The sequence below is a fragment of the Streptomyces sichuanensis genome (assembly GCF_020328095.1).
Taxonomy (GTDB): domain Bacteria; phylum Actinomycetota; class Actinomycetes; order Streptomycetales; family Streptomycetaceae; genus Streptomyces; species Streptomyces cinnamoneus.
Genome location: NZ_JAIXMK010000116.1, coordinates 1 through 24170 on the forward strand (window position 1 = coordinate 1; position 24170 = coordinate 24170).

23 protein-coding genes and 2 tRNA genes are annotated in these 24170 nt (G+C 73.1%); 15 read left to right on the forward strand and 10 right to left on the reverse strand.

Annotation, left to right across the window (positions count from 1 at the left end; all coding sequences use genetic code 11):
- Positions 1-325: 325 nt before the first annotated feature.
- The 7 genes from LE181_RS25855 to LE181_RS25885 all read left to right on the forward strand — a co-directional run bounded on the left by LE181_RS25855 (position 326) and on the right by LE181_RS25885 (position 7248).
- Positions 326-1672, forward strand: coding sequence for a DUF445 domain-containing protein (locus LE181_RS25855; RefSeq protein WP_372458500.1), 1347 nt, complete (start codon positions 326-328; stop codon positions 1670-1672).
- 42 nt (positions 1673-1714) lie between these two features.
- Complete coding sequence (locus LE181_RS25860; protein ID WP_225663903.1) at positions 1715-1915, forward strand: DUF3311 domain-containing protein; 201 nt, start codon at positions 1715-1717, stop codon at positions 1913-1915.
- Between the two features lie 41 nt (positions 1916-1956).
- Positions 1957-3453, forward strand: coding sequence for a sodium:solute symporter family protein (locus LE181_RS25865; protein WP_225663925.1), 1497 nt, complete (start codon positions 1957-1959; stop codon positions 3451-3453).
- Between the two features lie 44 nt (positions 3454-3497).
- Positions 3498-3812, forward strand: a complete 315-nt coding sequence (locus tag LE181_RS25870) for a DUF6412 domain-containing protein (protein ID WP_225663904.1) — start codon at positions 3498-3500, stop codon at positions 3810-3812.
- Between the two features lie 148 nt (positions 3813-3960).
- Positions 3961-4812, forward strand: coding sequence for a YidC/Oxa1 family membrane protein insertase (locus LE181_RS25875; protein WP_225663905.1), 852 nt, complete (start codon positions 3961-3963; stop codon positions 4810-4812).
- Between the two features lie 104 nt (positions 4813-4916).
- Positions 4917-5774, forward strand: coding sequence for a fumarylacetoacetate hydrolase family protein (locus LE181_RS25880; protein WP_225663906.1), 858 nt, complete (start codon positions 4917-4919; stop codon positions 5772-5774).
- 211 nt (positions 5775-5985) lie between these two features.
- Positions 5986-7248 carry a choice-of-anchor A family protein gene (locus LE181_RS25885; protein ID WP_225663907.1) on the forward strand — a complete coding sequence of 421 codons (1263 nt, stop codon included), beginning with the start codon at positions 5986-5988 and terminating at the stop codon, positions 7246-7248.
- A gap of 30 nt (positions 7249-7278) precedes the next feature.
- Here LE181_RS25885 and LE181_RS25890 read toward each other — a convergent pair whose 3' ends face one another.
- Both LE181_RS25890 and LE181_RS25895 read right to left on the reverse strand, forming a co-directional pair.
- Positions 7279-7761: a heme-degrading domain-containing protein gene (locus LE181_RS25890; RefSeq protein WP_225663908.1), complete on the reverse strand. Its 483-nt coding sequence runs from the start codon at positions 7759-7761 to the stop codon at positions 7279-7281.
- On the reverse strand, positions 7758-8870 hold the full coding sequence (locus tag LE181_RS25895; RefSeq protein ID WP_225663909.1) for a Gfo/Idh/MocA family oxidoreductase: 1113 nt from the start codon (positions 8868-8870) through the stop codon (positions 7758-7760). The genes LE181_RS25890 and LE181_RS25895 overlap by 4 nt, the downstream gene beginning before the upstream one ends.
- A 48-nt stretch (positions 8871-8918) precedes the next feature.
- Here LE181_RS25895 and LE181_RS25900 point away from each other — a divergent pair, with 48 nt between their 5' ends.
- Together LE181_RS25900 and LE181_RS25905 are read left to right on the forward strand one after the other, a co-directional pair.
- Positions 8919-10250: an ROK family transcriptional regulator gene (locus LE181_RS25900; protein WP_372458501.1), complete on the forward strand. Its 1332-nt coding sequence runs from the start codon at positions 8919-8921 to the stop codon at positions 10248-10250.
- A 106-nt stretch (positions 10251-10356) separates the two neighbouring features.
- Positions 10357-11259 (forward strand): hypothetical protein, encoded by a 903-nt coding sequence (locus LE181_RS25905; protein WP_225663911.1) that lies wholly within the window; start codon positions 10357-10359, stop codon positions 11257-11259.
- A 20-nt stretch (positions 11260-11279) separates the two neighbouring features.
- Here LE181_RS25905 and LE181_RS25910 read toward each other — a convergent pair whose 3' ends face one another.
- Complete coding sequence (locus LE181_RS25910; RefSeq protein WP_225663912.1) at positions 11280-11732, reverse strand: hypothetical protein; 453 nt, start codon at positions 11730-11732, stop codon at positions 11280-11282.
- 341 nt (positions 11733-12073) lie between these two features.
- Here LE181_RS25910 and LE181_RS25915 point away from each other — a divergent pair, with 341 nt between their 5' ends.
- The 4 genes from LE181_RS25915 (at position 12074) to LE181_RS25930 (ending at position 15546) form a co-directional block, all read left to right on the forward strand.
- Positions 12074-12853, forward strand: a complete 780-nt coding sequence (locus LE181_RS25915) for an HAD-IIA family hydrolase (RefSeq protein WP_225663913.1) — start codon at positions 12074-12076, stop codon at positions 12851-12853.
- 153 nt (positions 12854-13006) lie between these two features.
- Entirely contained in the window at positions 13007-13687 is a 681-nt protein-coding gene (locus LE181_RS25920; RefSeq protein ID WP_225663914.1) for a hypothetical protein, read from the forward strand.
- A 10-nt stretch (positions 13688-13697) separates the two neighbouring features.
- The gene (locus LE181_RS25925; RefSeq protein ID WP_225663915.1) at positions 13698-14363 is read left to right on the forward strand and encodes a class F sortase; all 666 of its coding nucleotides are present in this window, start codon (positions 13698-13700) and stop codon (positions 14361-14363) included.
- A gap of 130 nt (positions 14364-14493) precedes the next feature.
- Positions 14494-15546, forward strand: coding sequence for a glycoside hydrolase family 6 protein (locus LE181_RS25930; protein WP_225663916.1), 1053 nt, complete (start codon positions 14494-14496; stop codon positions 15544-15546).
- A 45-nt stretch (positions 15547-15591) separates the two neighbouring features.
- On the opposite strand, the gene glxA is transcribed toward LE181_RS25930, so the two are convergent.
- The 3 genes from glxA to LE181_RS25945 form a co-directional block, all read right to left on the reverse strand.
- On the reverse strand, positions 15592-17541 hold the full coding sequence (gene glxA, locus LE181_RS25935; protein WP_225663917.1) for a radical copper oxidase GlxA: 1950 nt from the start codon (positions 17539-17541) through the stop codon (positions 15592-15594).
- The gene (locus tag LE181_RS25940; RefSeq protein WP_225663918.1) at positions 17538-19403 is read right to left on the reverse strand and encodes a glycosyltransferase family 2 protein; all 1866 of its coding nucleotides are present in this window, start codon (positions 19401-19403) and stop codon (positions 17538-17540) included. Before LE181_RS25940 ends, glxA begins: the two co-directional genes overlap by 4 nt.
- Positions 19404-19759: 356 nt before the next feature.
- Positions 19760-19833 (reverse strand) — tRNA-Lys (locus tag LE181_RS25945).
- Between the two features lie 241 nt (positions 19834-20074).
- Here LE181_RS25945 and LE181_RS25950 point away from each other — a divergent pair.
- Both LE181_RS25950 and LE181_RS25955 read left to right on the forward strand, forming a co-directional pair.
- Complete coding sequence (locus LE181_RS25950; RefSeq protein ID WP_225663919.1) at positions 20075-21028, forward strand: C40 family peptidase; 954 nt, start codon at positions 20075-20077, stop codon at positions 21026-21028.
- Positions 21029-21152: 124 nt separating this feature from the next.
- Positions 21153-21743, forward strand: a complete 591-nt coding sequence (locus LE181_RS25955; protein ID WP_225663920.1) for a lytic polysaccharide monooxygenase auxiliary activity family 9 protein — start codon at positions 21153-21155, stop codon at positions 21741-21743.
- Positions 21744-21813: 70 nt separating this feature from the next.
- Here the strand turns inward: LE181_RS25955 and LE181_RS25960 are convergent, their stop codons facing one another.
- The 4 genes from LE181_RS25960 to LE181_RS25975 form a co-directional block, all read right to left on the reverse strand.
- Positions 21814-22638: a cytochrome c biogenesis CcdA family protein gene (locus LE181_RS25960; protein ID WP_225663921.1), complete on the reverse strand. Its 825-nt coding sequence runs from the start codon at positions 22636-22638 to the stop codon at positions 21814-21816.
- Complete coding sequence (locus LE181_RS25965) at positions 22635-23414, reverse strand: DsbA family protein (RefSeq protein WP_225663922.1); 780 nt, start codon at positions 23412-23414, stop codon at positions 22635-22637. The genes LE181_RS25960 and LE181_RS25965 overlap by 4 nt, the downstream gene beginning before the upstream one ends.
- A 76-nt stretch (positions 23415-23490) precedes the next feature.
- A complete protein-coding gene (locus tag LE181_RS25970) occupies positions 23491-23910 on the reverse strand; it encodes a hypothetical protein (RefSeq protein ID WP_225663923.1) in 420 nt (139 codons plus the stop codon).
- A gap of 113 nt (positions 23911-24023) precedes the next feature.
- A tRNA-Lys gene (locus tag LE181_RS25975) sits at positions 24024-24097 on the reverse strand.
- Positions 24098-24170: the final 73 nt, after the last annotated feature.

Genomic DNA, 24170 nt, shown 5'->3' on the forward strand with positions numbered 1-24170 from the left:
GGCCCGCCCGCGCTCCCGCCGCCCCGGCCGCCCGACCCGCCGCTCATGACGACCGCCACGGCCGTCACCACGGCCGCCAGCGCGGCGAGCACGGCGAACGCCGCGCGCGGCAGGGAGGGCCTCTTCATCGGCGGATGTCTCCTGAAGGATCGCGGAGCGTGACACTCCGGGGGTGACCGGACGGCCGCGGGGCAGGAGCCTCGCAGCACGTGCTCGTGACATGTCATGGGCGACTTGTCAGACGCGGGGAACTCTTCGGGCGTTCCCCGAGTCGGTCGGGTAGGGACAATGCACGTGAGGACAGCCGGAACGGGTGGTGGTGTGGATGAAACGCTCCCATGGACAGGAGCCGCCTGCCGCTGCTGGCGGTCCGGGCGCCGCCGAGGGGGTGATGCCCGCCCGGCCCGGCGGATTCACCTACAGCGCGGCGGACGAGGACAAGCGCCGCGGAGTGCGCCGGATGAAGACCACCGCGACCGGACTGCTGCTCGCCGTCGCCGCCGTCTACGCACTCGCCACCTGGGCACGGGCCACCGGCGCCGGTGGCTGGGCCGGCTACGTGGCGGCCGCGGCCGAGGCGGGCATGGTGGGCGCGCTCGCCGACTGGTTCGCCGTCACCGCGCTCTTCCGGCGCCCGATGGGCCTGCCCATCCCGCACACGGCCATCATCCCCACCAAGAAGGACCAGCTCGGGCAGAGCCTCGGCGACTTCGTGGGCGAGAACTTCCTCTCCGGGGACGTGGTGCGCCTGCGGCTGCGGGCGGTCGGCATCGGCTCCCGCCTCGCCGCCTGGCTCGCCCGGCCGGCCCACGCCGACCGGGTGACCGCCGAGCTCGCCACCGCCCTGCGCGGCGCGCTGCGCGTCCTGCGCGACTCCGACGTGCAGGCCGTCGTGGGCGAGGCCATCACCCGCCGCGCCGACGCCGCCGAGGTCGCGCCCGGCATCGGCGCGATGCTGGAGAAGGTCGTCGCCGACGGCGGCCACCGCAAGGTCGTCGACCTGGTGTGCGTCCGCGCCCACGACTGGCTCGTGGAGCACAGCGACTCCGTCATGGCCGCCGTCGCGGGCGGTGCACCGGGCTGGACGCCGCGCTTCGTGGACCGCAAGGTCGGCGAGCGCGTCTACAAGGAGCTGCTGCGCTTCGCCACCGAGATGCGCGACATGCCCGAGCACCCGGCGCGCGCGGCGGTCGACCGCTTCCTCGCCGACTTCGCGCACGACCTGCAGACCGACGAGGACACGCGGGCGCGCGTCGAGCGGCTGAAGACCGAGGTCCTCGGCCGCGGCGAGGTGCAGGACATCATCGCCTCGGCGTGGTCCTCGGTCCGGGCGATGATCGTGGCCGCTGCGGAGGACGAGCGCAGCGAACTGCGGCTGCGCACCCGTGCCTCGATCCTCTCGCTGGGCGCCCGGATGACGGCCGACGAGCGGCTGCGGGCGAAGGTGGACGGCTGGCTGGAGGACGCGGCCGTGTACGTCGTGACGACGTACCGCGACGAGATCACGTCCCTGATCACGGACACGGTGGCGAGCTGGGACGCGGAACAGACCTCGCGCAAGATCGAGGCGCACATCGGCCGGGACCTGCAGTTCATCCGCATCAACGGCACGGTGGTGGGTGCGCTGGCGGGCCTGCTGATCTACACGGCGTCGGGGCTGCTGGGGGCGTGAAGGGGCGGGCGGGCGCCCCCTTCGCGCCCTAGGGTCGACGACGTGTTGAAGAAACGTCCCCACCTGTTGTGGCTCCTGGCCCCGTACGGGCTCTACCTGGCCGCCCTGCCGCTGGCGGACCGGGTGCACCCCACGGTCCTCGGCCTGCCCTTCCTCTTCTTCTGGCTCCTGCTGGCGACGCTGCTGACCCCGGCCGCCGTCTTCCTCGCCTGGCGGGGCGACCGCAAGCGAGGCCGCGCGTGAGCACGAACGCCACCGTCGCGACGGCCGTCTTCGGCGGTTTCATGGTCCTGACCGTGGTGCTCGGCCTGCTGGCCGTCCGCGGCCACGGCCGCACCGGCGGGCTCGCCGAGTGGTCCGTGGGCGGCCGCAGCCTCGGCACGGTCTTCATCTGGGTCCTGATGGCCGGTGAGGGCTACACCAGCTTCAGCTACCTCGGTGCCGCGGGCTGGGGCTACAACCACGGCGCCCCGGTCCTGTACGTCATCGCGTACCTCTCCTGCGGCTACGCCATCGGCTACGTCGTCGGCCCGATGCTGTGGTCGTACGCCCGCCGCCATGGCCTCGTGAACATCACCGACATGGTGGCGCACCGCTACGACAGGCCCTGGCTCGGCACCCTGGTGGCGGTCCTGGCGACGGTCTGCCTCCTGCCCTACATCCAGCTGCAGATCACCGGAATGGGCGTGGTCGTCTCGACCATCTCCTACGGGGCGATCAGCCTGAACTGGGCCTACTTCATCGCCTTCGCGGTGACCACGGGCTTCGTCGTGGTGAGCGGCCTGCGCGGCAGCGCGTGGGTGTCGGTGCTCAAGGACGTGCTGGTCATCGCCACGCTCGGCTTCCTCGCCCTCTACGTCCCCGTGCACTACTTCGACGGCTACGGGCCCTTCCTGGACCGTCTCGTGGCCGAGAAGCCGGACTGGCTGACCTTCACCGGTCACGGCGGCAGCGGCCTCGGCGCCGGCTGGTTCGTCACGACCAGCTTCCTCAACTCCCTGACGGTCGTCATCTTCCCGACGACCGTGGCGGGCTACCTGAGCGCCCGCAACGCGGATGCGCTGCGGCGCAACGCCATGCTGCTGCCCTTCTACAACGTGCTGCTGTTCGTGCCGATGCTGCTCGGCCTGGCGGCGGCCTTCGTGGTGCCGGGGCTGACGGGGGCCGGGTCCAACCTGGCCCTGTTCAAGCTGGTCGTCGATTCGCTGCCGGCCTGGGCGGTCGGGGTGATCGGGGTGGCGGCGGCGCTGTCGTCGATCGTGCCGATGGCGGTGTTCATGCTGGTCATCGGCACGATGTGGGGCAAGAGCGTGCTGGGGGCCGTGCCGGCGCTGGCCGGGCGGCCGGACCGGCAGAAGGTGGCGGCGCAGGTCGTCGTGGTGGTCTCCGGCGTGCTGGCGCTGGTGCTGACGTACACCGAACCGAACACGCTCGTGCGGCTCTCGCTCATCTCGTACGAGGGCATGGCCCAGCTCGTGCCCATGATCCTGCTGGGCCTGGCGTGGCGGCGGCTGACGCTGTGGGGCGCGCTGAGCGGCCTGGCGACGGGCGGTGCGCTGGTGTGCGGGCTGGTGTTCACCGAACACGATCCGGTGTGGGGGGTGAACGCGGGCGCACTGGCGCTGGCGGTGAACGTCGTCGTGGCGCTGGCCGTGTCGTGGTGGGGCCCGCAGCCGGTGGACGCGCGGCCGGACGACGAGGTCCTGGCGGCGGATCCCGGGCGGGAGGGGACCCCGGAGGGGACGGCTGTCAGTGGGGCCGTCTACCATCGGAACGACTGAACTGGTGAACCACTGAACTGGCGAACGGGCAAGGGGGGCTGACGATGCTGCGGGCATTCCGTGCGCACCGGACACACATCAGTGTGCTCCTCTTCCTGTTCTCCGAGGTGCTGCTGGCCCAGACGGGCCTGCTGTCCGCCGTCGCGCTCGCCGCCACCACCGCCGTCGCGGCCGCGCTGGTGCTGTGCGCCGTCGCCGTGGCGGCCGCCCGCGCGGGCGGCCCGCTCACCCCGACCCGCATACGCACCGCGATACGGGACCGGGAATTGCGCACGGCGTTCCTCGCCCAGCGCGATCCCGATGCGCAGGGCCGCCGACGGCCCCGGGCACCCGGTCGTCCCGTCCCGACGACCGCGTAGACGCATCCCGCATCCCGCTCCCGTTCTCCGGGGACTCCCCTTGTTGTCCGGGGACTCCCCGTCGTTGTCCGGGGTTTCCCCTGCAGGGCTGCGTCGCCGCGCGGCTCGTCACGCCGATTCCCTTGCTTCCTTCGGCACGACGAGACCCGTGGAGGGCTCACTCACCATGTCCGTCTTCTCTCCTCTCTTCACTTCGCTCGGCTCGCTCCTCACCCACCTCGCCGATGCGCTCGACCCCGTGCTGGGCGCCTCGGCGACGGCGGGGGCGATCGTGGTGTTCACCTGCGCGGTGCGGCTGGCGCTGCACCCCCTGACCCGGTCGGCGGTCAAGGGCGGCCAACGGCGCGCCGAGCTCGCCCCGCGCCTCGCGGAGCTGAAGCGCAAGCACGGGAAGGACCCCGAGCGGCTGCAGCGGGCAGTGGCCGAGCTGTACCGGAAGGAGGGCACGTCACCGCTGGCGGGCTGTCTGCCGATGCTCGTCCAGCTGCCGGTGTTCTACGTGATGTACCACCTGTTCTCGACCGGCGACGGAGGCGGCGACCTGCTGGAGCACACGCTGCTGGGCGCGCCGCTGGGCGGCCGGTGGGCGGACGCGCTGGGCGACGGCGGCCTCGTGGGGGCGCAGGGGCTGGTGTACCTGGGCCTGTTCGCGCTGGTGGGCGCGGTGGCGACGTGGACGTTCCTGCGCAACCGCAAGGCGGCCGGGGACCTGCCGGTGCCGGGCGCGGAGGACGTGCAGGTGCCGGGGATGGCGGCGATGGCCAAGGTGCTGCCGCTGCTGTCGTTCGGCACGCTGGTCACGGCCGCCGTGGTGCCGCTGGCGGCCGGCCTGTACCTGGTGACGACCACGACGTGGTCGGCGGTGGAGCGGGCGTGGCTGCAGCCGCTGGGCACGGCGGAGAAGCGGACGGAGCCGGAGGGCAAGCGGCAGGCGGCGGGCACGTCGCAGGCGGCGGGCACGTCGCAGGCGGCGGGCAAGCGCCGGCGTTCCGCCGCCTGAGGGTCCACAGGCCGAAACGGCCCTTGCGGAGAGACCCTCCGTTCTTGGACGATCGGCTGGGGCCGGCGCGACGGGTGACACGAACGACTACGGGAGTTGGAGCGATGAGGCTGCTGCGTGTCGGACCCGCGGGAGCGGAACGCCCCGCGCTGCTCGACGAGGACGGAGTCCTGCGCGACCTGTCGGCACTGGTACCGGACGTGGACGGGGCACTCCTCGCCGACGCGTCCGCGCTGTCGCGCATCCGGGCGGCCGTGGGGGCGCGCATCCTGCCCGCGCTGGACGAGCCGGGGCTGCGGACGGGCCCGCCCGTCGCCCGGATCGGCAAGATCGTGGGCATCGGCGTGAACTACCGCGATCTCGTGGCCGCGACGGGGGTGCGGCCGCCGGCCGAGCCGCTGGTGTTCCTGAAGGCACCGGACACGGTCGTCGGCCCGGACGACACCGTGCTCGTGCCGCGCGGCAGCGAGAAGACCGACTGGGAGGTCGAGCTGGCCGTCGTCATCGGACGGACCGCCCGCTACCTGCGGACGGACGCGGAGGCCATGGCGGCCGTCGCGGGCTACGCCGTGGCCCACGACGTCTCCGAGCGGGAGTTCCAGAACGAGCGCGGCGGCCAGTGGGACAAGGGCAAGAACTGCGAGACGTTCAACCCCCTCGGGCCCTGGCTGGTGACCGCGGACGAGATACCCGACCCGCAGGCGCTGGGCATGCGGCTGTGGGTCAACGGCGAGCTGATGCAGGAATCGAGCACGGCGCAGCAGATCTTCCCGGTGGCGCACCTCGTGCGGTACGTCAGCCACTTCATGACGCTGTACCCGGGCGACGTCATCAACACCGGAACCCCCGCGGGCGTGGCGCTCGGCCGCCCTGATCCGAAGCCGTACCTGCGGGCCGGGGACGTGGTGGAGCTGGAGATCGACGGGCTGGGGCGGCAGCGGCAGGTGCTGAAGGACGCGTGACGGCGGCACGGCCCGTCCGTGGCGCCGCCGTGGTCGTGGCCGTGGCCGTGGGCGCCGCCGTGGGTGGGCGTAGGCGGGGGCGTGACCGCGATCCGGGTGTTGCTCCGTCCGGGGGCGGGAGCGCGTGTGCTGCGGAGTTCCCCCCACAGCTTTAGGCATATTTTCGTATATGTCTCAGAACGGGTGCGCACGACGTCGGGTGTCCCGTCCCGTGGCCACGGTCCTGGCCACCCTGGCCGCCATCGGAGGCACGCTGCTGGCCGGCGCGTTCACCGCGCCGGAGGCGGGCCGGGCCGAGCCGGTGGCGGCCGGGCCGGGCCCCTGCGTGCCGGGCGCGTGCCCGGGCGCGTACCCCGAGCCGCACAACGGCCCGGTCAAGGGCCGGGACAACGGCGTCAACGTCTTCGTCGGCGGTGACTACGCCGTGCGCCAGGCCGCGGCCGCGGCCGAGGGCCGGGTCGTCGTCCTCGGCGACTTCGACCTGGCCAAGGGCGCCGGGCCGTCGCCCGCCTACCACGTGGGCGTCGCCGGCCACGGCTCGCGGGTGCCCCCGGACAACGGCTCGGCGTTCCTGCGCGTCGGCGGTGACCTCAAGCTCGCGGCCGGCCAGCGGCTGGTGGCGGAGGAGGGCGCGGTCACCGGGACCGTGACGTACGCCGGCAAGGCGACGGGCCCGGGCACGGTGAGCCCGAAGGCGGCGCACGACCTCGCGGCGGTCGCGGCCGTCCAGGGCCTGCGCGAGGAGCTGACCGCCACGAGCACCTGCTACGCCTACGACAAGGGCGTCGCCCGCAAGGCCACCGGCACGGCCGTCAACCACGGCGCCGCCACGGTCTTCACCGGCGACGGCACCTCCGCCCTGCAGGTCTTCACCGTCCCCTTCGACCTCACCGCCCCCGGCGGCGGCCCGCAGAACCTGAGCTTCGCGCGCATCCCCGCCCGCGCGACCGTCCTCGTCAACCTCATCCGCCCCGGCAGCGAGGCGCAGACCATCAGCACCTCCGCCGCCAGGGTGACCGGCGTCCAGCGGGAACGGCTCCTGTGGAACGTCCCCGACGCGCGGGAGGTGAGGCTCGCCGGCACCGGCCAGCTCGACGGCTCCCTCCTCGTCGGCCGCCGCTCCAGCCTCACGCACCTGAGCCTGCCGGGGATCAACGGCCGGCTCTTCACGGCAGGTTCGCTGGTGCACGAGTCGGCGGGCGCGGCGGGCCCGTCCATCCACGCCTACCCCTTCACCGGCCGCCTCCCCGACTGCGGCACGGCCCCCACGCCCGAGGCGGGGGCCCGCCTCCCCGTCCCGCACGCCGGCGCCCCGGCGCCCAACGTCCCGGTGGCCGGCGACGGCCACGAACTCGCGCACGGCGGCCCGCCGATGAGCACGGACATGGTCCTCGGCGCCGCCCTGATGACGACCGGCGCCGGCATGGCCCTCGTCATCCTGCACCGCCAGCGGCCCCACCCCCGCTGGGAATGACCGCCGGGCCCGCGGCCGCTTCCCCCTGCTCTACTGCGCCAGGAACCGCTCCAGCGCCTCCACCACCAGCGCATGGTCCTCCGCCTGGGACAGCCCCGACACCGCCACCGCGCCCACCACGCCCGTACCCCGCACGCGCAGCGGGAAGGCGCCTCCGTGCGCGGCGTAGCGGTCGGGGTCCAGGCGCGAGGCGTCCTCGAACGTGCGGCCCTTGGCCCGGAAGCGGGCGCCGACCAGGAAGGACGAGGCGGCGTAGCGGCTGACGACGCGGCACTTGCGGTCGAGCCAGGCGTCGTTGTCGGCCGAGGTGCCGGGCAGCGCGCAGTGGAAGAGGCGCTGCGGGCCGTGGTGGATGGCGACGGCCACCGCCGCTCCGCGCTCGCGGGCCAGGCCGGTCAGCAGCACGCCCAGGCGCCAGGCGTCGTCGTGGTCGAAGCGGTCGAGGACCAGACGCCGTTCGTCGTCCTCCAGGCGGCCGACCTCGTCGTTCCCGTCCGGGCCGGCGTCGCTCACCGTCCGGCCTCCGCCAGCGTGACCGTGCGGCCCTCGGCCGCCGACGCCCTGGCCGCCTCCAGCACGCGCAGCCCCTCCGCCGCCTCCCCGGCCGTGACCGGCGGGCGGCCGCCCGTGCGCAGCGCCTCCGCGATCGCGGCGTAGTACGCGGGGTAGTCGCCCGGAAGCGTCGGTACCGGTTCGCCGCCGCCGGTCAGCGGCGACTCGCCCGCACCCAGGCGGCCCCACGACGTCTCGGACTCCACGCCCCACTCCGTCCCGTCGCCCGGCCGCAGGCCCTCGCGGAGTGCGGCCTCCTGGGGGTCGAGCCCGTACTTGACGTAACCGGCCATGTCGCCGAGGACGCGGAAGCGCGGCCCGAGCTGGGCGGTGGTGGCGCTCATCCACAGGTGGGAGCGGACGCCGCCGCGGTGGGTGAGGGCGATGAAGGCGTCGTCGTCGGCCTCCGTGCCCGCCCGGCGCACGTCGACCTCGGCGTAGACGGTGGTGGCCGGGCCGAAGAGGACGAGGGCCTGGTCGACGAGGTGACTGCCCAGGTCGTAGAGGATGCCGCCGACCTCGGCCGGGTCGCCGGACTCGCGCCAGCCGCCCTTGGGGAGGGGGCGCCAGCGCTCGAAGCGGGACTCGAAGCGCTGGACCTGCCCGAACGCCCCGTCGGCGATCAGCCGGGCGACGGTGCGGAAGTCGTTGTCCCAGCGGCGGTTCTGGAAGGCGCTGAGCAGCAGCCCCCGGCTGTCCGCCAGCGCCGCCAGCGACCGTGCCTCGGCGGCGGTCGCGGCCAGCGGCTTGTCGACGACGACCGGCAGGCCGGCTTCGAGGGCCGCGCGGGCGAACGGCACGTGGGTGCGGTTGGGGGAGGCGATGACGACCAGGTCGAGCTCGCCGGCGCGGGCCAGGAGCGCGTCCGCCGTGTCGGCCGTGCGCACCTGCGGGTGTTCGGCGCGCGCCTGCTCCTGCCGCTCGGGGTTGGCCGTGACGACCGTGTCGAGGACGAGGCCGTCCGTCGCGGCGACGAGCGGGGCGTGGAAGACGGAGCCCGCCAGCCCGTAGCCGATCAGGCCGACGCGGAGGGGGGCGGCGTGCGGGGTGGCGGTGGTGTCATCGTCCATGCCCTTCACTTTGGCAACAGTGTTGCGTAAGTGCAAGTGCGGGGGAGAATGTGGCCTGTGAGCACTCTCCGTACCGGGCGTCCCGGCGCCAACCTCGCCGCCCTGCGCGACCACAATGCCGCTGTCGTGCTCGGCCTGCTGCGCGACGCGGGGGAGCGGGGCGCCAGCCGGGCGGAGCTGGCCGCGGGCACCGGCCTGACCCCGCAGGCCGTCAGCAAGATCACCGCCCGGCTGCGGGACGCCGGCCTCGCGACCGCCGCGGGCCGCCGCTCGTCCACGGGCGGCAAACCGGCGACCGTGCTGAGGCTGGTGCCCGGCGCGGCGTACGCGGTCGGCCTCCACGTCGACCGCGACGCGCTCACGGCCACCCTGGTCGACCTGGCGGGCACCGTCGTCGCGACCCGCACAGCCCCCCTCGCCTTCGGCGCGGGCGCGGAAGCGGTCCTCGACACGGCGGCGACCGAGATCCACGCCCTCTGGGCCGAGGGGAGGGCGGTGCGGGGCGCGGAGACGGCGCCCGCGGCCTCGGCCACGGGCGCGGGCCCCGCAACGGCCGCCCGTGCGGCGGCGATGCCGGCCGGCGGCGCGGCGCCGGTCCCGGCGGCCGGGACGGGACCGAGGCCGGCCGCCGGTACGGGGGCTGCCCCCGGGGAGCCCCCGGCCCCCGCCACCCTGCTCGGTGTCGGCGTCGCCGCGCCCGGGCCGCTCGATCACCGGCGGGGTGTGCTGCACCGCGTCACCGGCTTCCCGCAATGGGACGGTTTCCCCCTCCGGGACGCTCTCGCCCGGCGGCTCGGGCTGGCCGTCCTTCTCGACAAGGACACCAACGCCGCCGCCCTCGGCCTCCTGCGCGGGCCGCGCGGCGCCGGCCGTGGTGCGGACTCCTTCGCCTACCTCCACCTCGGCACCGGGCTCGGTGCCGGCCTCGTCCTCGGGGGCGCGGTCCACCGGGGGTCCCGGACCGGGGCGGGGGAGTTCGGGCACCAGGTGCTGCAGCTCGACGGGCCGCCGTGTCCCTGTGGCCGGCGCGGGTGCGTCGAGGTCCTGTGCCTGCGCGCCGCCGCCGGCGGGGACGCCCCCCGCGCCGCCCGCCTCCTCGGCGTCGCCGCGGCCAACCTCGTCCAGCTGCTCGACATCGACCTCGTGCTGCTCGGCGGCCGGACGGTCCTGGCCGACCCCGAGCCGTACCTGCGGGGCGTGCGCTCCGAACTCCCGCCCACCGTGCCCGTCGCCGTCGCCCCCGGCGGCGACCGCACCGTCGCCGAGGGAGCGGCCGCGCTCGTCCTCGCCCCGTTGTTCGGCCGCGCCGGCCCGGCCCCCGATGCCGACGAGGACGCCCGGCCGGATGAAACGACAATCGGCCTACCGGGTGGGATGTGACGCCCGGTCGGCGGCACGACCCCGCGCCGCGCGGCAGCCGGGCGGCGCGGGCGGGATGGGATGGGGCGCGTACGACGACCGGAGTCCCCACCCGCAAAGGTCCGCGATGGCTGCGATGTTCGCGTTGTCCCCGCCCCGCCTCCCCGGGCCCGTCCGGCGCGCCCTCCTCGTCGGCGCGGCCCTGCTGGTCCTCGGTGCGGCGGGCGGCGCGGCACGTTCCGCCGCCGACGCCCCGCAGCCACAGTCGCCCTGCGGGGATCCCCGCAGCGCGCAGTTCCCCATCGGCTCGCGGCTGAGCGGCGGACCGGGCGCGTACGAACGCGGGGGCGCCCCGCGGACCTGGCGGCTGGAGCTGCGCAACGCCACCGACGCCGAATGCCGGGACGTCCACCCCGTCGCCGTCCTGTCCGACAAGGGCCGCGCGCTCGAACCCGGCCACATCCACCTCGACTTCTACGACGCGGGCGGCACGCGCTGGCTGCCCGTCACGTTCGAGCGGACGGAGGAGGCCGAGAACGTCGGGGTGCTGGGCGGCGGTTCCGCGGGGGACGCGGCCGGCTTCCCCGGGTTCGTCGTGCCCCCGCACGGCGCGGTCACCGTGCCCCTGCGCCTGGCCTTCGCGGACGACGCCCCCACCGGACCGGTCACCGCCAACGTCACCGCGGTGCAGAAGCGCGGCGACGACGGGGCGTGGGTCGGGGAGTCGGACGACTACGCCTTCGCCGTGGAGCCCGCACGACCCGGCAGCGGCGCCCGTCCCGGGCACACGAACCGGGCCGCCGTGCCCGGCGGCGGGGGCAACAGGGGCAGCGACGACGACCCGCCCGCACTGGCCGATACCGGCGACGCCCTTCCGCTGTACGGCATCGGCGCCACCGCCTGCGCCCTGCTGGCCGGCGGCACGGCCGTCCTGCTCGGCACGCGGGCCGTGCGCCGCCGCGCGGCGGCGGTGCAGGAGGAGGTCCGGGCGGCGGCGGGGGTGCGGCCGCCGCCCGGAGCGGATCACTGATCAGCGGGTCGAGCAGCCGGTCAGCACTCCGTGTTCTCGTGCGCGCCCAGGATGAACGGCGCGCTGTGACGGAAGGACGCGATGGTGCCGCGCTTGTCGCACAGGGTGACGACATAGTGGAAGACGTGGCACCCGGGAAGCTTGGGCGGCACGTCGATGGTGAAGCACACCCACCTGACGTACGTTCCCTTGCAGCCGTTGAGCTTCCAGCCGTCGTTCTTGGAGAAGTGCTGGATCTGGCCCAGGCGGCTCATGTCCTTGTTGGGCTCCGCCAGGCACTCGTCGATGCAGTGCAGGCTGAGCGTGTACGGAAGGCACGAGTTGCCGATGTAGTTGCCGGCGATGATCTCCACGCAGACCTTGAACTTGGCCACGGGTCCGTGGCAGCAGATGTTCGGCCTGCAGGTGGCGACGTCGCCGTCGTGCGTCGTCGTGATCACGCGTGTGATCACCGCGTCGTTGGGTGCGAGCAAGGGGGTGCCCCCTCTCTCCTTCGATGGGGTGCGCCCTGCCGACACAGGGCGGGCATCACACACCGTACGGAGCGGGGCACTCGGGACACATGCGCCGATATCCGGGAGTGCGTGGCACTCCCACGGCGTGGCGGGGCGGGCCATTCCGGGTCCTCGCCGCCGCTCCACCGCCGCTGCGCCGACCCTCACCCCCCGTGTGGGGGGATAGTCGCAGGATGAACCTTCGTGGGGGGCGCTTCCGGCCGACTGATTAGGCTGGGGGTGTCGGGGCGGCGTACGAGTTGCGCCGCTCCGGCGTCCCCGGGTCCCAGCGATGGGCACAGCACGGCAGGAGTCGCACAGTGGCAGAGCGCAAGCCGATCCAGTCCTGGCTCACCGACATGGACGGTGTCCTGATGCACGAGGGCATCCCGGTGCCCGGGGCGGACGCCTTCATCAAGGGCCTGCGCGAGTCCGGCAAGCCCTTCCTCGTGCTCACCAACAACTCGATCTACACGCCCCGCGACCTGCACGCCCGCCTGCAGCGGATCGGCCTGGACGTGCCGGTGCCCAACATCTGGACCTCCGCCCTGGCCACCGCCCAGTTCCTGGACGACCAGCGTCCCGGCGGCACCGCCTACGTCATCGGCGAGGCCGGCCTGACCACCGCCCTGCACGACATCGGGTACGTCCTCACCGACGCGGACCCCGACTACGTCGTGCTGGGAGAGACACGGACGTACAGCTTCGAGGCGCTCACCAAGGCGATCCGGCTCATCAACAACGGCGCCCGTTTCATCGCCACCAACCCCGACGAGACCGGCCCCTCCGCCGAGGGCGCCCTCCCCGCCACGGGCTCCGTCGCCGCGCTGATCACCAAGGCGACCGGCCGCGACCCCTACTTCGTCGGCAAGCCGAACCCCCTCATGATGCGGGCCGGCCTCAACGCCATCGGCGCGCACTCCGAGAGCAGCGCCATGATCGGCGACCGGATGGACACGGACATCCTGGCCGGCCTGGAGGCCGGCATGGAGACCTTCCTGGTGCTGACGGGCCTGACCCGCGCCGAAGAGGTCGACACCTACCCCTTCCGCCCGTCGCGCGTGGTCGACTCGATCGCGGACCTGGTCACCCTCATCTGAGCCGGGCGCCTGAGCCGGGCGCCGGTGTGAGCCGGTTGCGCCCCGGCAGCCACCCGCCGGGCTTACGCGCTCGCCGAATGGAGCAATACCGCTACGGAGCGGATGCGAGCCGGTGCGGCACCGGGTGAACCTCTGGATACCAGGAGGTTCACCATGGCTACAGTCCGCTTCGCCCTCTGTGGCGCCCTGACGGCCGCGCTCGCCGTCTGCGCGGCCCCCGCTCATGCCCATGACGGCCCCGTCACCATGTCCGGAACCATTGAGCTCACCTCTGTCACCAGCAGACCCGGCGCCGAGGTGCAGCTGCGCATCTCCGGCTGCGCCAGCGAACGGGCCACCGCCAGCTCGGAGGCGTTCGTCCACGACGCCCGGCTCACCAGGGACTCCGCCGGGATGTTCGCCGAGGCGACCGTCCGCCAGACCGCGTCGGCCGGCACGTACCCGGTGCGCGTGCGGTGCGACGGCTACGACGCCGCCGCCGTCGGCAAGCTGACCGTCGTCACCGACGGCAGCGACCAGTCCGGCCCGCGCTCCTCCGCCGACCGTGACGGCGGCTACGACCGCTCCGACCGTCCCGACCGGGGAGACCACGGCGAACGCGGTGAACGGGGCGAACGCGGTGAACGGGGTGAACGGGGCGACCACGGTGACCGCGGCGGCCGGGAACCCCACGGCCTGTACTCCTCGCCCGTCGCCCCCGTCCCCGCCGGGGCCGGCGGCACCGCGGCCACCGCCGAGGCCCCCGACACCCCTGGGCTCGTGCTGGCCGGCACGACCGCGGCCATCGCCGGCGGCCTGATCTGGTACCGGCGGCGCACCAACGCGCGGCAGTGAGCCGCGGGCCATGTCCGAGGACCGCCCGAGCGGAGCGGGCCGCCTCCTGACGGGGGCGGCCTGGGCCGCGCTGCTGGTTGCGCTGTGGATGTGGGGCCGGGACATCACCGAGGTGCCGATGGCCTCCGCCCCCACGACCGGGGACGTCGCCGCCGTGGGCCGCCCGGCCGGCGCCGCCCTGCCCCCGCCCCACCGGCCGCTGCCGGGCGCCCTCCCCCAGGGCCTGGCCATCCCCGCGATGAACGTGCGGGCCACGGTCGAGGGCCACGGCCTGAACCGGGCGGGCGCCGTCGAACCGCCCCCGTACGACCGGCCCAACACCGTCGCCTGGTACCGCGACGGCCCCGAGCCGGGCACCCGCGGCGCCGCCGTCCTCGTCGGGCACCTGGACACCGACCGGGCGCCGGGCGTCTTCTACGGACTCGGCTCCCTCAAACGCGGCCAGACGATCGCCGTCGACCGCGCGGACGGCTCCACGGCCGAGTTCACCGTCGAGGACGTCCGGGTCTTCACCAAGAACCGCTTCGACGCCGCGAAGGTCTACGGCCCGCGCCGGGCGGGCCGCGCCGAACTGCGCCTGATCACCTGCGGCGGCGACTACGACCGTGCCCGCCGCGCGTACAGCGCCAACCTCGTCGTCTCCGCCTATCTGACGGGCACCGTGCCGGACGTGTGACCGTCGCCCAAGAGGGCGACCGAGGACCGTGTCGTGGCACGACTGCCCTCGGCCGGGGGCACGTCTGTGCCAGCATGGGAACGGCACCTCCAACGGCACCTCCAGAGGCAGGAAACCCAAGGGGGAGTGGATGTACGGCAGCAACACCGGTCACACCCGCCGCAGCCGCAGGGCCGCGGCGCGGGCCGGAGCGGTGGGGGTGCTCCTCCTTCTCGCGGTCTCCGGCTGTTCCTCCTCGGACGAGGCGCCGGAGAAGGAGGCCGCCCCCGCCTCGCAGCAGCCCGCCCGCCAGCAGCCCAAGGCGCATTCTCCCTTCTGGGTGAACCCGGACGGGACGGCGGCGAAGGAGGCCGCGCGGCTGCGCCGGTCGGGCAAGGACGCCGACGCCGAGCTGCTCCAGAAGATCGCCAGTCAGCCGGTCGCGGAATGGGTGGGCATCGACGACCCCGAGGGGCAGACCCGCGGCTTCACGGAGGCCGCGGTCAGGGCCGACCGGGACGCACTGCTGGTCCTCTACAACATCCCGCACCGCGACTGCGGCCAGTACTCCCAGGGCGGCGCCTCCGACGGCGACGCCTACCGGGCCTGGCTGGACCGGGCGGTCAGGGGCATCGGCGACCGCCCGGCGACCGTGATCCTGGAGCCGGACGCCCTGCCGCACATGGAGGACGGCTGCACGCCGCAGGAGTACCACGAGGAGCGGTTCGCGCTGCTCAAGGAGGCCGTCGGCAAGCTCAAGGCGCTGCCGAGGACGAGGGTGTACCTGGACGCCGGCAACCCGAGCTGGGTCACTCCCGTCGACCGGATGGCCGAGCCGCTGCGGAGGGCCGGCATCGAGCAGGCCGACGGCTTCGCGCTCAATGTCTCCAACTTCCAGACCACCGAGGACAGCAAGGACTACGGCCACCGGCTCTCCCGGCTGGTGGGCGGCAAGCACTTCGTCATCGACACCAGCCGCAACGGCAACGGGCCGCTGTCCGGCGGCGACCACGAGAAGGCGTGGTGCAACCCCTCCGGCCGGGCGCTCGGCGAGCCGCCGACCACCCGCACCGGGGACCGGCAGGTCGACGCCTACCTGTGGGTCAAGCGGCCGGGGGAGTCGGACGGCGCCTGCAAGGGCGGCCCGGACGCCGGCCAGTGGTGGGAGACCTACGCCCTCGAACTGGCCCGCAACGCCCGCTGACCGGCCCCGTCGGACCCGTCGCCCCCGTCGGCCGCGGGCCGGCCCTCACGACGACGGCTCCTCGGCCACCGGGACCTTCACCCACACCGCCTCCGACGGCGTGCCCTTCCCGTCGACCACGTTGAGCATGTACCAGCCGGGCGGCACCAGGGCCGGGTCCTGCGGGACGGTGAGGGTGACGCCGTCCGCGGTCTTCGTCATGTCCAGGGCGATCGAGCGCTGCTCGATGTTGGTGACGTGGGTGAACGAGCCCGGCCGGATGAGCCGGGCCCGGACGATGTCCTTCGGGTCGCTCGTGCGGTACGTGGTCTGCTCGCCGAGCCTGACGGTGCGGGGGCCCGTGTCCTTGATCTCGGGCCGCCCCTCGCGGAAGCGGTAGGGCGGGGTGTAGAGGTCGATCTGCTGCTGGAAGGTGCCCGCCTTGGTGTTGGCCGCGTCACCGAACAGCGAGTCGGAGCCGAACGTCATCACGCGCCCGTCCGGCAGCAGCAGCGCGCCGGAGTGGTAGTTGCGGCCCACGAGCGGGTCGGCGACGGGGCGGGTGGCGTTGGACGCGGGGTCGTAGAGCTCGGCCTGCAGGACGTTGGAGTCGCTGCGGCCCCGGTAGTCGCCCGAGCCGTTCGTGGTGAGCACGGTGTCGTCGGGCAGGATGACGCTGCTGGGGTAGCGGACCTTGGCGTAGAGGTCGGGCCCGTCGTGGAAGCGGGGCTTCTCCTCGCGCAGGTCGACGATGCGCGTCCTGGCGGTGGACTTGCGGTCCTCGCCGACCCCGCCGCCGCCCAGGACCATGTAGCGCTGCTTCTGCGCGGGCGGGAGGAGGACGGACATCGACGTCTCCAGGACGTCCGGGTCGCTGATGCCGGGAACCTCGGTGAACTCGTTGCTCTCCACGTTCCACAGGCCGGGGACGCGGCCCTTGTCGGCCGGTCCGTAGCCGGCGTTGGAGCCGGTGTAGAAGACCTTGTTCCGGCCGGCGAGGAAGAGGGCCGGATAGGTGGGGAAGAAGCGCTCCTTGGGCAGGTAGGACCACTTCTTGGTGGCCGGGTCGTAGATCTCGTTCTTCCCGGGGACGACCTGGCCGATCTCGTCGAGGCCGGAGACGGAGAGGACCTTTCCGTCCTGAAGCGTGGTCAGCGTCGGATACCAGCGGGCCTCTTCCATCGGGTCGACCGTGACGTAGCGCTCGGCGACCGGGTCGAATTCGAAGCTGTCCCTGATGCCCTGGAAGTCCTTCTTGTCGAAGGAGAGCTTGTTGGCGATGCCGTACGCATTCTGGGCGTCGGGGCCGCTGAGCCCTTCGATGCGGAAATTGTCGGTGGTCCCGGTCTCGTACTCGTGGCCCTGCTCCAGTGCCTCCACGTAGACGCGTGCGGTGCTGGCGGTGACCTTGACCTGGTCGCCCTCGCCCTCCTTCCTGGCGCGCGGCACGAGCACCGCGTCCTTCGACTCGAAGGTCTTGTGGCTCCCCTTGCCCGTGAAGCGGGTGCCGGCCGGGAACGTCATCGGCTTGTCGGGGTTCTCGTTGTGGACGACCATCAGGCCGCCGGCCTTGGTGACGTCGCCCTCCAGCTTTTCGTAGCGCTGGGTGCCGCCGGCCACCAGGAGCTTGCCGTCGGCCAGCTGGGTGTGGCCGGCGCAGAACAGGTCCTTGGGCGTGGGGATGTTCTTGAAGGCGTTCGTGCGCGGGTCCCACAGGACCGTGCGGAAGGACTTGGCCTTGAAATTCGCGGCGTTGTTCCCGGAACCCGCCACCAGCAGCACCTTGCCGGTGTGCAGCAGGGCGGCGTGAATCGTATTGATGCGATATTCGCTGGGCACGTCCACGACGTCCCAGTGGCCGTTCTTCGCCTTGTACTTGGGTTGATTGATCTTGTAATCGTGGTACTGGTCGGAGGCGTAGCCCCAGAGCGCCGGCCCGTTCATCCCCGTCAGGGCGACCACGACCGCCGCACCGGCCACGGTGCGGCGGGTGCGGCGGCTCGGTGTGAATCTCATTGCTGACGGGCTCCCTCGGGGTGCTCGGCACGGTAGACGGTCCACCACCAGGCGAGGATCGGGGCCACGGTGACCGCCAGGGCGAGCACCGCCCAGGTGCGCATCGCCACGTGGGTGTGGCCGAGGACGAAGGACGCCACCAGCGATCCGCCGAAGACGAGCAGGAAGAAGAGGTGGATGCGGAACGTGCCGAAGAGGGTGTCGGGGCTGGACGAGTCGCCCTTCGGCGTCACCACGAACCTGCTCTTGCGGCGCAGGACCGCGTCGGTGAGGGAACGGGCGTAGACGGGTGCGGAGAGCGCGGACATCACCATGCCGGCGAGCCCGCCGGAGCCCTCGGGCTCGTGCGGGGAGACGTTGTGCCGGCGGTTCCAGATGTAGAGGCCGATCTGGAGGGCGGCCGCGTCGCTGTAGAGCATCATCCAGACCTGGGAATTGATGGAGATCCCGGATGCGCCGAGCCCCAGGAAGAGGGCGCAACTGAGGGCGCCGAGCATCCAGTTGAGCGCGGTCATGGGGTAGTAGATGACCATCAGCGTGTAATTGAGGAACTTCCCCGGCGAGAGGGTGAAGGGCCCCTTCCAGTACTGCTTGATGATGGTCTCGTACGTTCCCCGGGACCAGCGCAGCTGCTGGGTGAAGAAGTCCGTCCAGGCGTTCGGGCCCTCGCCGACGGCGAGCACGTCCGGGGTGTAGACCGAGCGCCATTTCTTGCCCGTGGCCGGATTGCGGTGCCGGTGCAGCTCGAATCCGGTGGCCATGTCCTCGGTGATCGAGTCGTACAGGCCGCCGATGCCCTTGAGGGCACTGATGCGCACCGCATTGTTGGTGCCGACGAACATGGGGGCGCCGTAGCGGTTGCCGGCGCGCTGAATGAGGGCGTGGAAGAGGAACTGCTGGCTTTCGGCCGCTTTGGTGACCGCCGCGTCGTAGTTCCCGTACACCTGAGGTCCAACGACAAAGGCGACATCCGGGTCACGGAAGTAACCGAGCATCCGCTCCAGGAAGTTGGGAAGCGGCACGTGATCGGTGTCGACGGAGGCGAAGAAGTCGTAGTCGTCGCCGTGCGCGTCGAGCCAGGCGTTGTAATTGCCGTGCTTGGTTCTCGCCCGGTGCGGGCCCTTGGGGAGATTCCATTTCTCGATGCCCTTGCGGGAGAAGTGGCGCACCCCCAGCCGGGCGCAGACGGCCTTGACCTCGGGGTCGTCGCCCTCGTCGAGCAGCCATACGTGGACGGGACCGCGGTGGCGGACGCGGACCGCCGCTTCGAGCGTTCTGGTGACCATCCCGATCGGTTCCTTGCCCGGCACGAAGGAGGTCAGGAAGGCGACTCTGGTGCCGGTTTCGGGAACGACCGGTATCGGATCACGGGCGACGAGGGTGGCGTGGGCGTTGGACGTGACGTTGAGCGTGCGGAAGAGCTCGATCAGTCCGATCGACACCAGCATCACGGTGTCGAGGACGCGCATCAGCAGGGTGCCGTTCTCCCGCTGGGTCCAGTGCGCGGGCTGCATCAGCCAGATCAGCAGGCCCAGCGAGACCACGGGGGCCGCTCCCAGCAGCAGCGCCGCCTGGATGCGGTGCGGCTCGTCGGCCAGGAGGCTGCGGTAACGGACGCGGTAGGGGCCCGGGTCCGGAGGGGGGTCGGTCAGGGGCCCGGCCAGGCGGCTGTAGTGCTCGTAGTCGAAGCGGGGCCGCTCGGGGCGTCGGTGCGGAAGTGGGGGACCGGGTGGATCCGGGGGCTGCGGCCGGTTCCCCGCGCCGCCGGTGGCCGCCGGGGCGGCCGGGGCGGGGACGCGCAGGCGCGTCGTCACCGATGGATCGTAGGTCTGCTGCCGGGCGTCGGCAGGCGTGGACGTCATCAGTCATTCCCCCCGCACGCATGGTGACTGCGTGTGTGCCTGTCCAAGAGCCCGCCGACCCCCCTATGACCGTGCGGGCGCGCGCCGGTGCCGGCTCCCCCCGGCACCGCCCAACTCACTGGCCCCAAGTCACTGGTCAGAAAGTGACATTGGGTGTAGCTGTGCGTTTCAGGATCTCGGACCGTTCATCATGATCGCAAGGGTGAAACAAGGTGTTTACCGGGCAAAGCGGTACGTCGAACGAAGATGCGTGCGAACGTTGCCCAAGTGGTCACGGTTGGCACGCCTGTGTGTTCGTATCGCTCAAGGAACGACTTAGGGCTCCTCACCAGTGGTGAGGAGCCCTAAGTCTCGCGTGCGCCGCCAGGGACTCGAACCCCGGACCCGCTGATTAAGAGTCAGCTGCTCTAACCAACTGAGCTAGCGGCGCCTGCTGACAGAGAAAACTCTACCTGACGTTCGGGGGTGCTTCTGACCACCCGTGCCGGGGCGGCCGGCTCCGATGGTGTCCCGGTGGGGCCGTGGGGCCGCATCGACGGCCGGTATACCCCGTAATGCCCGGATAATGCTTACGTAGGGTAATCGGGGCGCGACGTGCGGTCTTTTTCTGCCGTTGAGAAGCTGTGCCGTGCGATACGGGAGGGGTGAACCGGAGGAAGGGCGGTAGCGAGATGCCCGAGGGAACAGAGGACGCAGGGGAGATACCCACCGAGAGCGCCCGGCCGCGGCCGCGCGCCGCCCGTGGCGCACTGATGACGGCCGTGGGGGCGGCGCTGATCGTCGGCGCAGGGGCGACGTCGGCCGCCGCCGACCCGCCCGACCCGGCCCCCACCCACGAACCGGGCGAGCCCGGAGCCCCGCCGGCCCCTGAGTCCCGGCCCGGGCGCGGGGTGCCGCCCACCCCCGAGGTCCCGCATGGATCCGGGACGCCGCACGCCGACGTCCCGGCCGGGCACGGGGCGCCGGGCGCGCCCGCGGCACCATCCGCCCCCGGGCGCCCGGCCCCGCCCAGGATGTCGACGGCCGGCAAGGCTGCAACGGCCCCCAGGGCGCCGACCGGCGCCCGCGAGCCGGTCGCGTCGGAGACGCCCGCCGCCCCCCTCGCCGCCCCCGCCGCGCCCAGGCCCCGCGCCGCTGCCCTACGGGCCCTCGCCGCCCCGCAGGCGCCCGCTGTTCAGGAGGCCCGGCCGCCGCGCGTCGCGCAGGCCCCGCGGCCGGACGTGGAGCGGGCTGTGTCCTATGCGCTGCGCCATGTGGGTGACCCTTACGTCTACGGGGGTACCGGACCGAGGCGCTGGGACTGTTCCGGGCTCGTGCAGCAGGCGTACCGCCGGGCCGGTGTCAGGCTGCCGCGGGTGGCCGCCGACCAGTACCGCGCCACCCGGCACATCCCGCGCAGCGCACTGCGCCGCGGCGACCTGGTCTTCTGGTCCACCAACGGCCGGGCCTCCGGCGTGCACCACGTCGCCCTCTATCTGGGCGGCGGGCGCTACGTCGAGGCCGCCCGCCCGGGCACCAAGGTGCGCCTCTCCGGTTTCGCCCTCTACGACCCCCAGCTGTACGGTCGTCCGTCACCCGTCCGGACCAAGCGGACGAAGAAGCGGCCCGCAGGCCCGGCTGGGTAACGATCCGCACTCGGACCGTGATTTTGGCCTGGACATGACTATTGGCCGGTACTAGCGTCTGCCCTGGTCTAGACCGCGATTCACTCGACTCCCAGAACCCCCCACGTTCTCCGAGGAGTGCGCCATGCGCAAAAAGATCAGTGCGGCGATCATCGGCTCAGGCGCCGCGTGTCTCCTGCTCGTCCCCACCGGAAGCGCCGGCAGCCACGGCTACACGGACGCGCCCACCAGCCGGCAGGTGCTCTGCGCCCAGGGCACCGTGCAGGACTGCGGCGAGATCCAGTGGGAACCCCAGTCCGTCGAGGGCCCCAAAGGCTTCCCGTCCCGCGGCCCCGCCGACGGCACGCTCTGCGCGGGCGGCAACAGCCGCTTCGCCGAACTCGACGACCCCCGCGGCGGGAACTGGCCGGCCACCACGGTCACCGGCGGCCAGAGCTACTCCTTCCGCTGGAAGCTCACCGCCCGCCACGCCACCACCGACTTCCGCTACTACCTCACCAACGGCCACTACGACCCCACCAGACCGCTCACCCGCTCCGATCTCGAACCGCAGCCGTTCCTGACGGTCCCCTACAACGGCCGGGTCCCGGACGCCACCGTCACCCACCAGGGCAAGCTCCCCGCGGGAAGGACGGGCAAGCAGCTGATCCTCGCGGTGTGGACGATCGCTGACACGGGCAACGCGTTCTACGCCTGTTCCGACGTCCGGTTCTGAACCGGACGGAGGGACGGACGGCCGTGGGGCGGCCGGCGCCCGGCCCGCCCCACGGCACCCGCCCGCCCGCTCACTCCTCCGGGTCGCGCTTGAGCGCGTACCGGGCCAGCACCCCCGCGATCACCAGCGCGACCACGGCCAGCAGGGCGTAGTCGGGCACGGCGTTGCCCACCCGGGTGGCGAGCTCCTCCAGCCGGAACTCCTGGTCGGCGTCCACCGGCGACGGCAGCCCGGTCGTTCCGCCGTAGCCGAGGAAGAGCACCCCGATCCCGATGAAGAACAGCCCCGACACCAGGGAGGTGGTGTGCAGCCGCAGCGGGCCCAGCCGCAGCTCCCGGCCGCGCAGCCAGCGCCGGCCGCCCAGCTGGAACCGGTCCCAGAACAGCGCCAGCACGAACAGCGGCAACGCCATGCCCAGCGCGTAGACGGCGAGCATCGACGCCCCGTACACCGGATTGCCGTTGACGGCGGTCACCGTGAGGACCGCGCCGAGGATCGGCCCGGCGCAGAAGCCGGCCAGCCCGTAGACGCAGCCCAGCAGGAAGGTGGACGCGGCCGAGCGGGGCGTGATGCGCCCGGCCGCCTCCTGGGCCTTCTTCGAGGCGAAGCCCAGCCCGCATATCTGCGCGAGGCCCATCGCCACGACCACCCAGCCGCCGATGGTGATCAGCAGTTCGCGGTGGCCGTTGAAGAGCCGGCTGGCGGCGGTGGAGGCCGCACCGAGCGGCACGAGGGTGGTCGCGAGCCCGAGGTAGAAGACGCCGGTACGGGCCAGCAGCCGGCCCGGGGTCGCGAGCGAGTAGGCGAAGAAGGCCGGCAGCAGCAGCGCACTGCACGGGCTGACCAGGGCGAGGGCGCCGCCGAGGAAGGCGGCGAGGTAGCCGATGTCGTTCACTTGCCGGACTTCTGCGTCGCCGGGTCGCCGTCCTTGGCCGCCCGGACGGCCTTGGCCCGGGCGATGGCGGCCTCGAACTCCTTCAGCGGCTGGGCGCCGGCGAGGGGCCGGCCGCCGACGATGAAGGTCGGGGTGGACTGGACGCCGAGGGAGTAGCCCTCCTCCTGGTCCTTCTTGACCGCGGCCGCGGCGTCGGAGCCGTTGAGGTCGGTGCGGAACCGGTCCAGGTCCTTCACTCCGGCCTTCTCCGCCAGCTCGGCCAGCTTGTCCTCGGCCAGCGCGTCGCCCTTGCGGAGCTTGGCGAAGACCTCGTCGTGGAACTGCCAGAAGCGGCCCTGCCGCCCGGCGGCCCAGGAGGCGCGGGCGGCCCGCTCGGAGTCCTTGCCGAAGATCGGGAAGTTGCGGAACTCGACGCGCAGGGTCCCCTCGTCCACGTACTTCTTGATCAGCTCGGGCTGGGTCTCACGGGTGAAGCGGCCGCAGTACGAGCACTGGTAGTCGGCGTACTCGACGAGGACGACGGGGGCGTCGGTCCTGCCGATCGCCAGCGGGTCGCCGTCCGTGCGGCGGCTGGTGGCCTTCTCCAGCTGGTCGTAGGTGGGCTGCTGCGGGTCGTAGGTGAGCGCGGCGTCGTCGCCGGCCGCCTTCGGCTTGCCGGAGCCGCCGCCCGCGCTCTTGCCGATGGCGATGCCGGCGGCGACGAGCGCCACGACGAGGGCGAGGACGGCGCCGATGGCCGCGAGGCGGCGGGAGGGCGTGGAGATGCGTGCGGACATGAGGGTGGAGCTCCATGGGTCGTACGGAATCTGGGCATGCTGGAGCACGGCCCGTGCGGGGCCGTGGCGGAGCGGTCTAGATCCGTAGGACGGGGAGCAGCTCGGCGCAGCCGGCGACCGGCGCGGGCGGGGCCCTGGCCGGCCCGGCCTGCGGGGCGTGCGTCTGCGGCAGCGCCGTGCGCGGGGCGCCGGGGCCGGTGAGCGGGTCGCCGTGGCCGTGCGCGACGGCCGCCTCGGCGCCCTTGAGGGGGACATCCTGCTGGCGGCAGGTGCCGCCGGTGGTCCCGGGGTCCGCGCGGGGAGCGGCCTCGGGTCTGCCGACGGCGGCCGGGCCGGCAGGGGGAGCAGGAGCGTGCGCCGCCGCGAAGGCGGCGAAGGCCGAGGGGCCCGCGGGGGCGGCGGCGGAGGGGCCCGCGCCGCTGAGGGCGGGGGCGAAGACCACGGCGAGGAGGAGCAGGAGCACGGCGGCAGCCGTCGGGCGGCGACGCTGTGACACGTGCGCTCCTCCCCTCCGGTCTGCTCTGCGACGCGCCCGCCGGGCGCGGCCTCCCATGCTACGGGCCGTACGACGAAGGCCCTCACCGATCGGTGAGGGCCTTCGTCTGTCTGTGCGCCGCCAGGGACTCGAACCCCGGACCCGCTGATTAAGAGTCAGCTGCTCTAACCAACTGAGCTAGCGGCGCCTGCTGACAGAGAAAACTCTACCTGATGCCGAGGGGTGCTCCGAACCACCTGTCACACGGGCCCCTGCCGGCT

What these genes read in the sequence shown, in the direction of transcription:
- LE181_RS25900 (WP_372458501.1), top strand. Translation starts at nt 8,919, where the DNA reads ATGTGGCCTGTGAGCACTCTCCGTACCGGGCGTCCCGGCGCCAACCTC.
- LE181_RS25955 (WP_225663920.1), top strand. Translation starts at nt 21,153, where the DNA reads ATGCGCAAAAAGATCAGTGCGGCGATCATCGGCTCAGGCGCCGCGTGT.
- LE181_RS25940 (WP_225663918.1), bottom strand. Translation starts at nt 19,403, where the DNA reads ATGACGTCCACGCCTGCCGACGCCCGGCAGCAGACCTACGATCCATCG.
- LE181_RS25855 (WP_372458500.1), top strand. Translation starts at nt 326, where the DNA reads ATGAAACGCTCCCATGGACAGGAGCCGCCTGCCGCTGCTGGCGGTCCG.
- LE181_RS25895 (WP_225663909.1), bottom strand. Translation starts at nt 8,870, where the DNA reads ATGGACGATGACACCACCGCCACCCCGCACGCCGCCCCCCTCCGCGTC.
- glxA (WP_225663917.1), bottom strand. Translation starts at nt 17,541, where the DNA reads ATGAGATTCACACCGAGCCGCCGCACCCGCCGCACCGTGGCCGGTGCG.
- LE181_RS25880 (WP_225663906.1), top strand. Translation starts at nt 4,917, where the DNA reads ATGAGGCTGCTGCGTGTCGGACCCGCGGGAGCGGAACGCCCCGCGCTG.
- LE181_RS25865 (WP_225663925.1), top strand. Translation starts at nt 1,957, where the DNA reads ATGGTCCTGACCGTGGTGCTCGGCCTGCTGGCCGTCCGCGGCCACGGC.
- LE181_RS25920 (WP_225663914.1), top strand. Translation starts at nt 13,007, where the DNA reads ATGGCTACAGTCCGCTTCGCCCTCTGTGGCGCCCTGACGGCCGCGCTC.
- LE181_RS25965 (WP_225663922.1), bottom strand. Translation starts at nt 23,414, where the DNA reads ATGTCCGCACGCATCTCCACGCCCTCCCGCCGCCTCGCGGCCATCGGC.
- LE181_RS25905 (WP_225663911.1), top strand. Translation starts at nt 10,357, where the DNA reads ATGGCTGCGATGTTCGCGTTGTCCCCGCCCCGCCTCCCCGGGCCCGTC.
- LE181_RS25870 (WP_225663904.1), top strand. Translation starts at nt 3,498, where the DNA reads ATGCTGCGGGCATTCCGTGCGCACCGGACACACATCAGTGTGCTCCTC.
- LE181_RS25950 (WP_225663919.1), top strand. Translation starts at nt 20,075, where the DNA reads ATGCCCGAGGGAACAGAGGACGCAGGGGAGATACCCACCGAGAGCGCC.
- LE181_RS25930 (WP_225663916.1), top strand. Translation starts at nt 14,494, where the DNA reads ATGTACGGCAGCAACACCGGTCACACCCGCCGCAGCCGCAGGGCCGCG.
- LE181_RS25925 (WP_225663915.1), top strand. Translation starts at nt 13,698, where the DNA reads ATGTCCGAGGACCGCCCGAGCGGAGCGGGCCGCCTCCTGACGGGGGCG.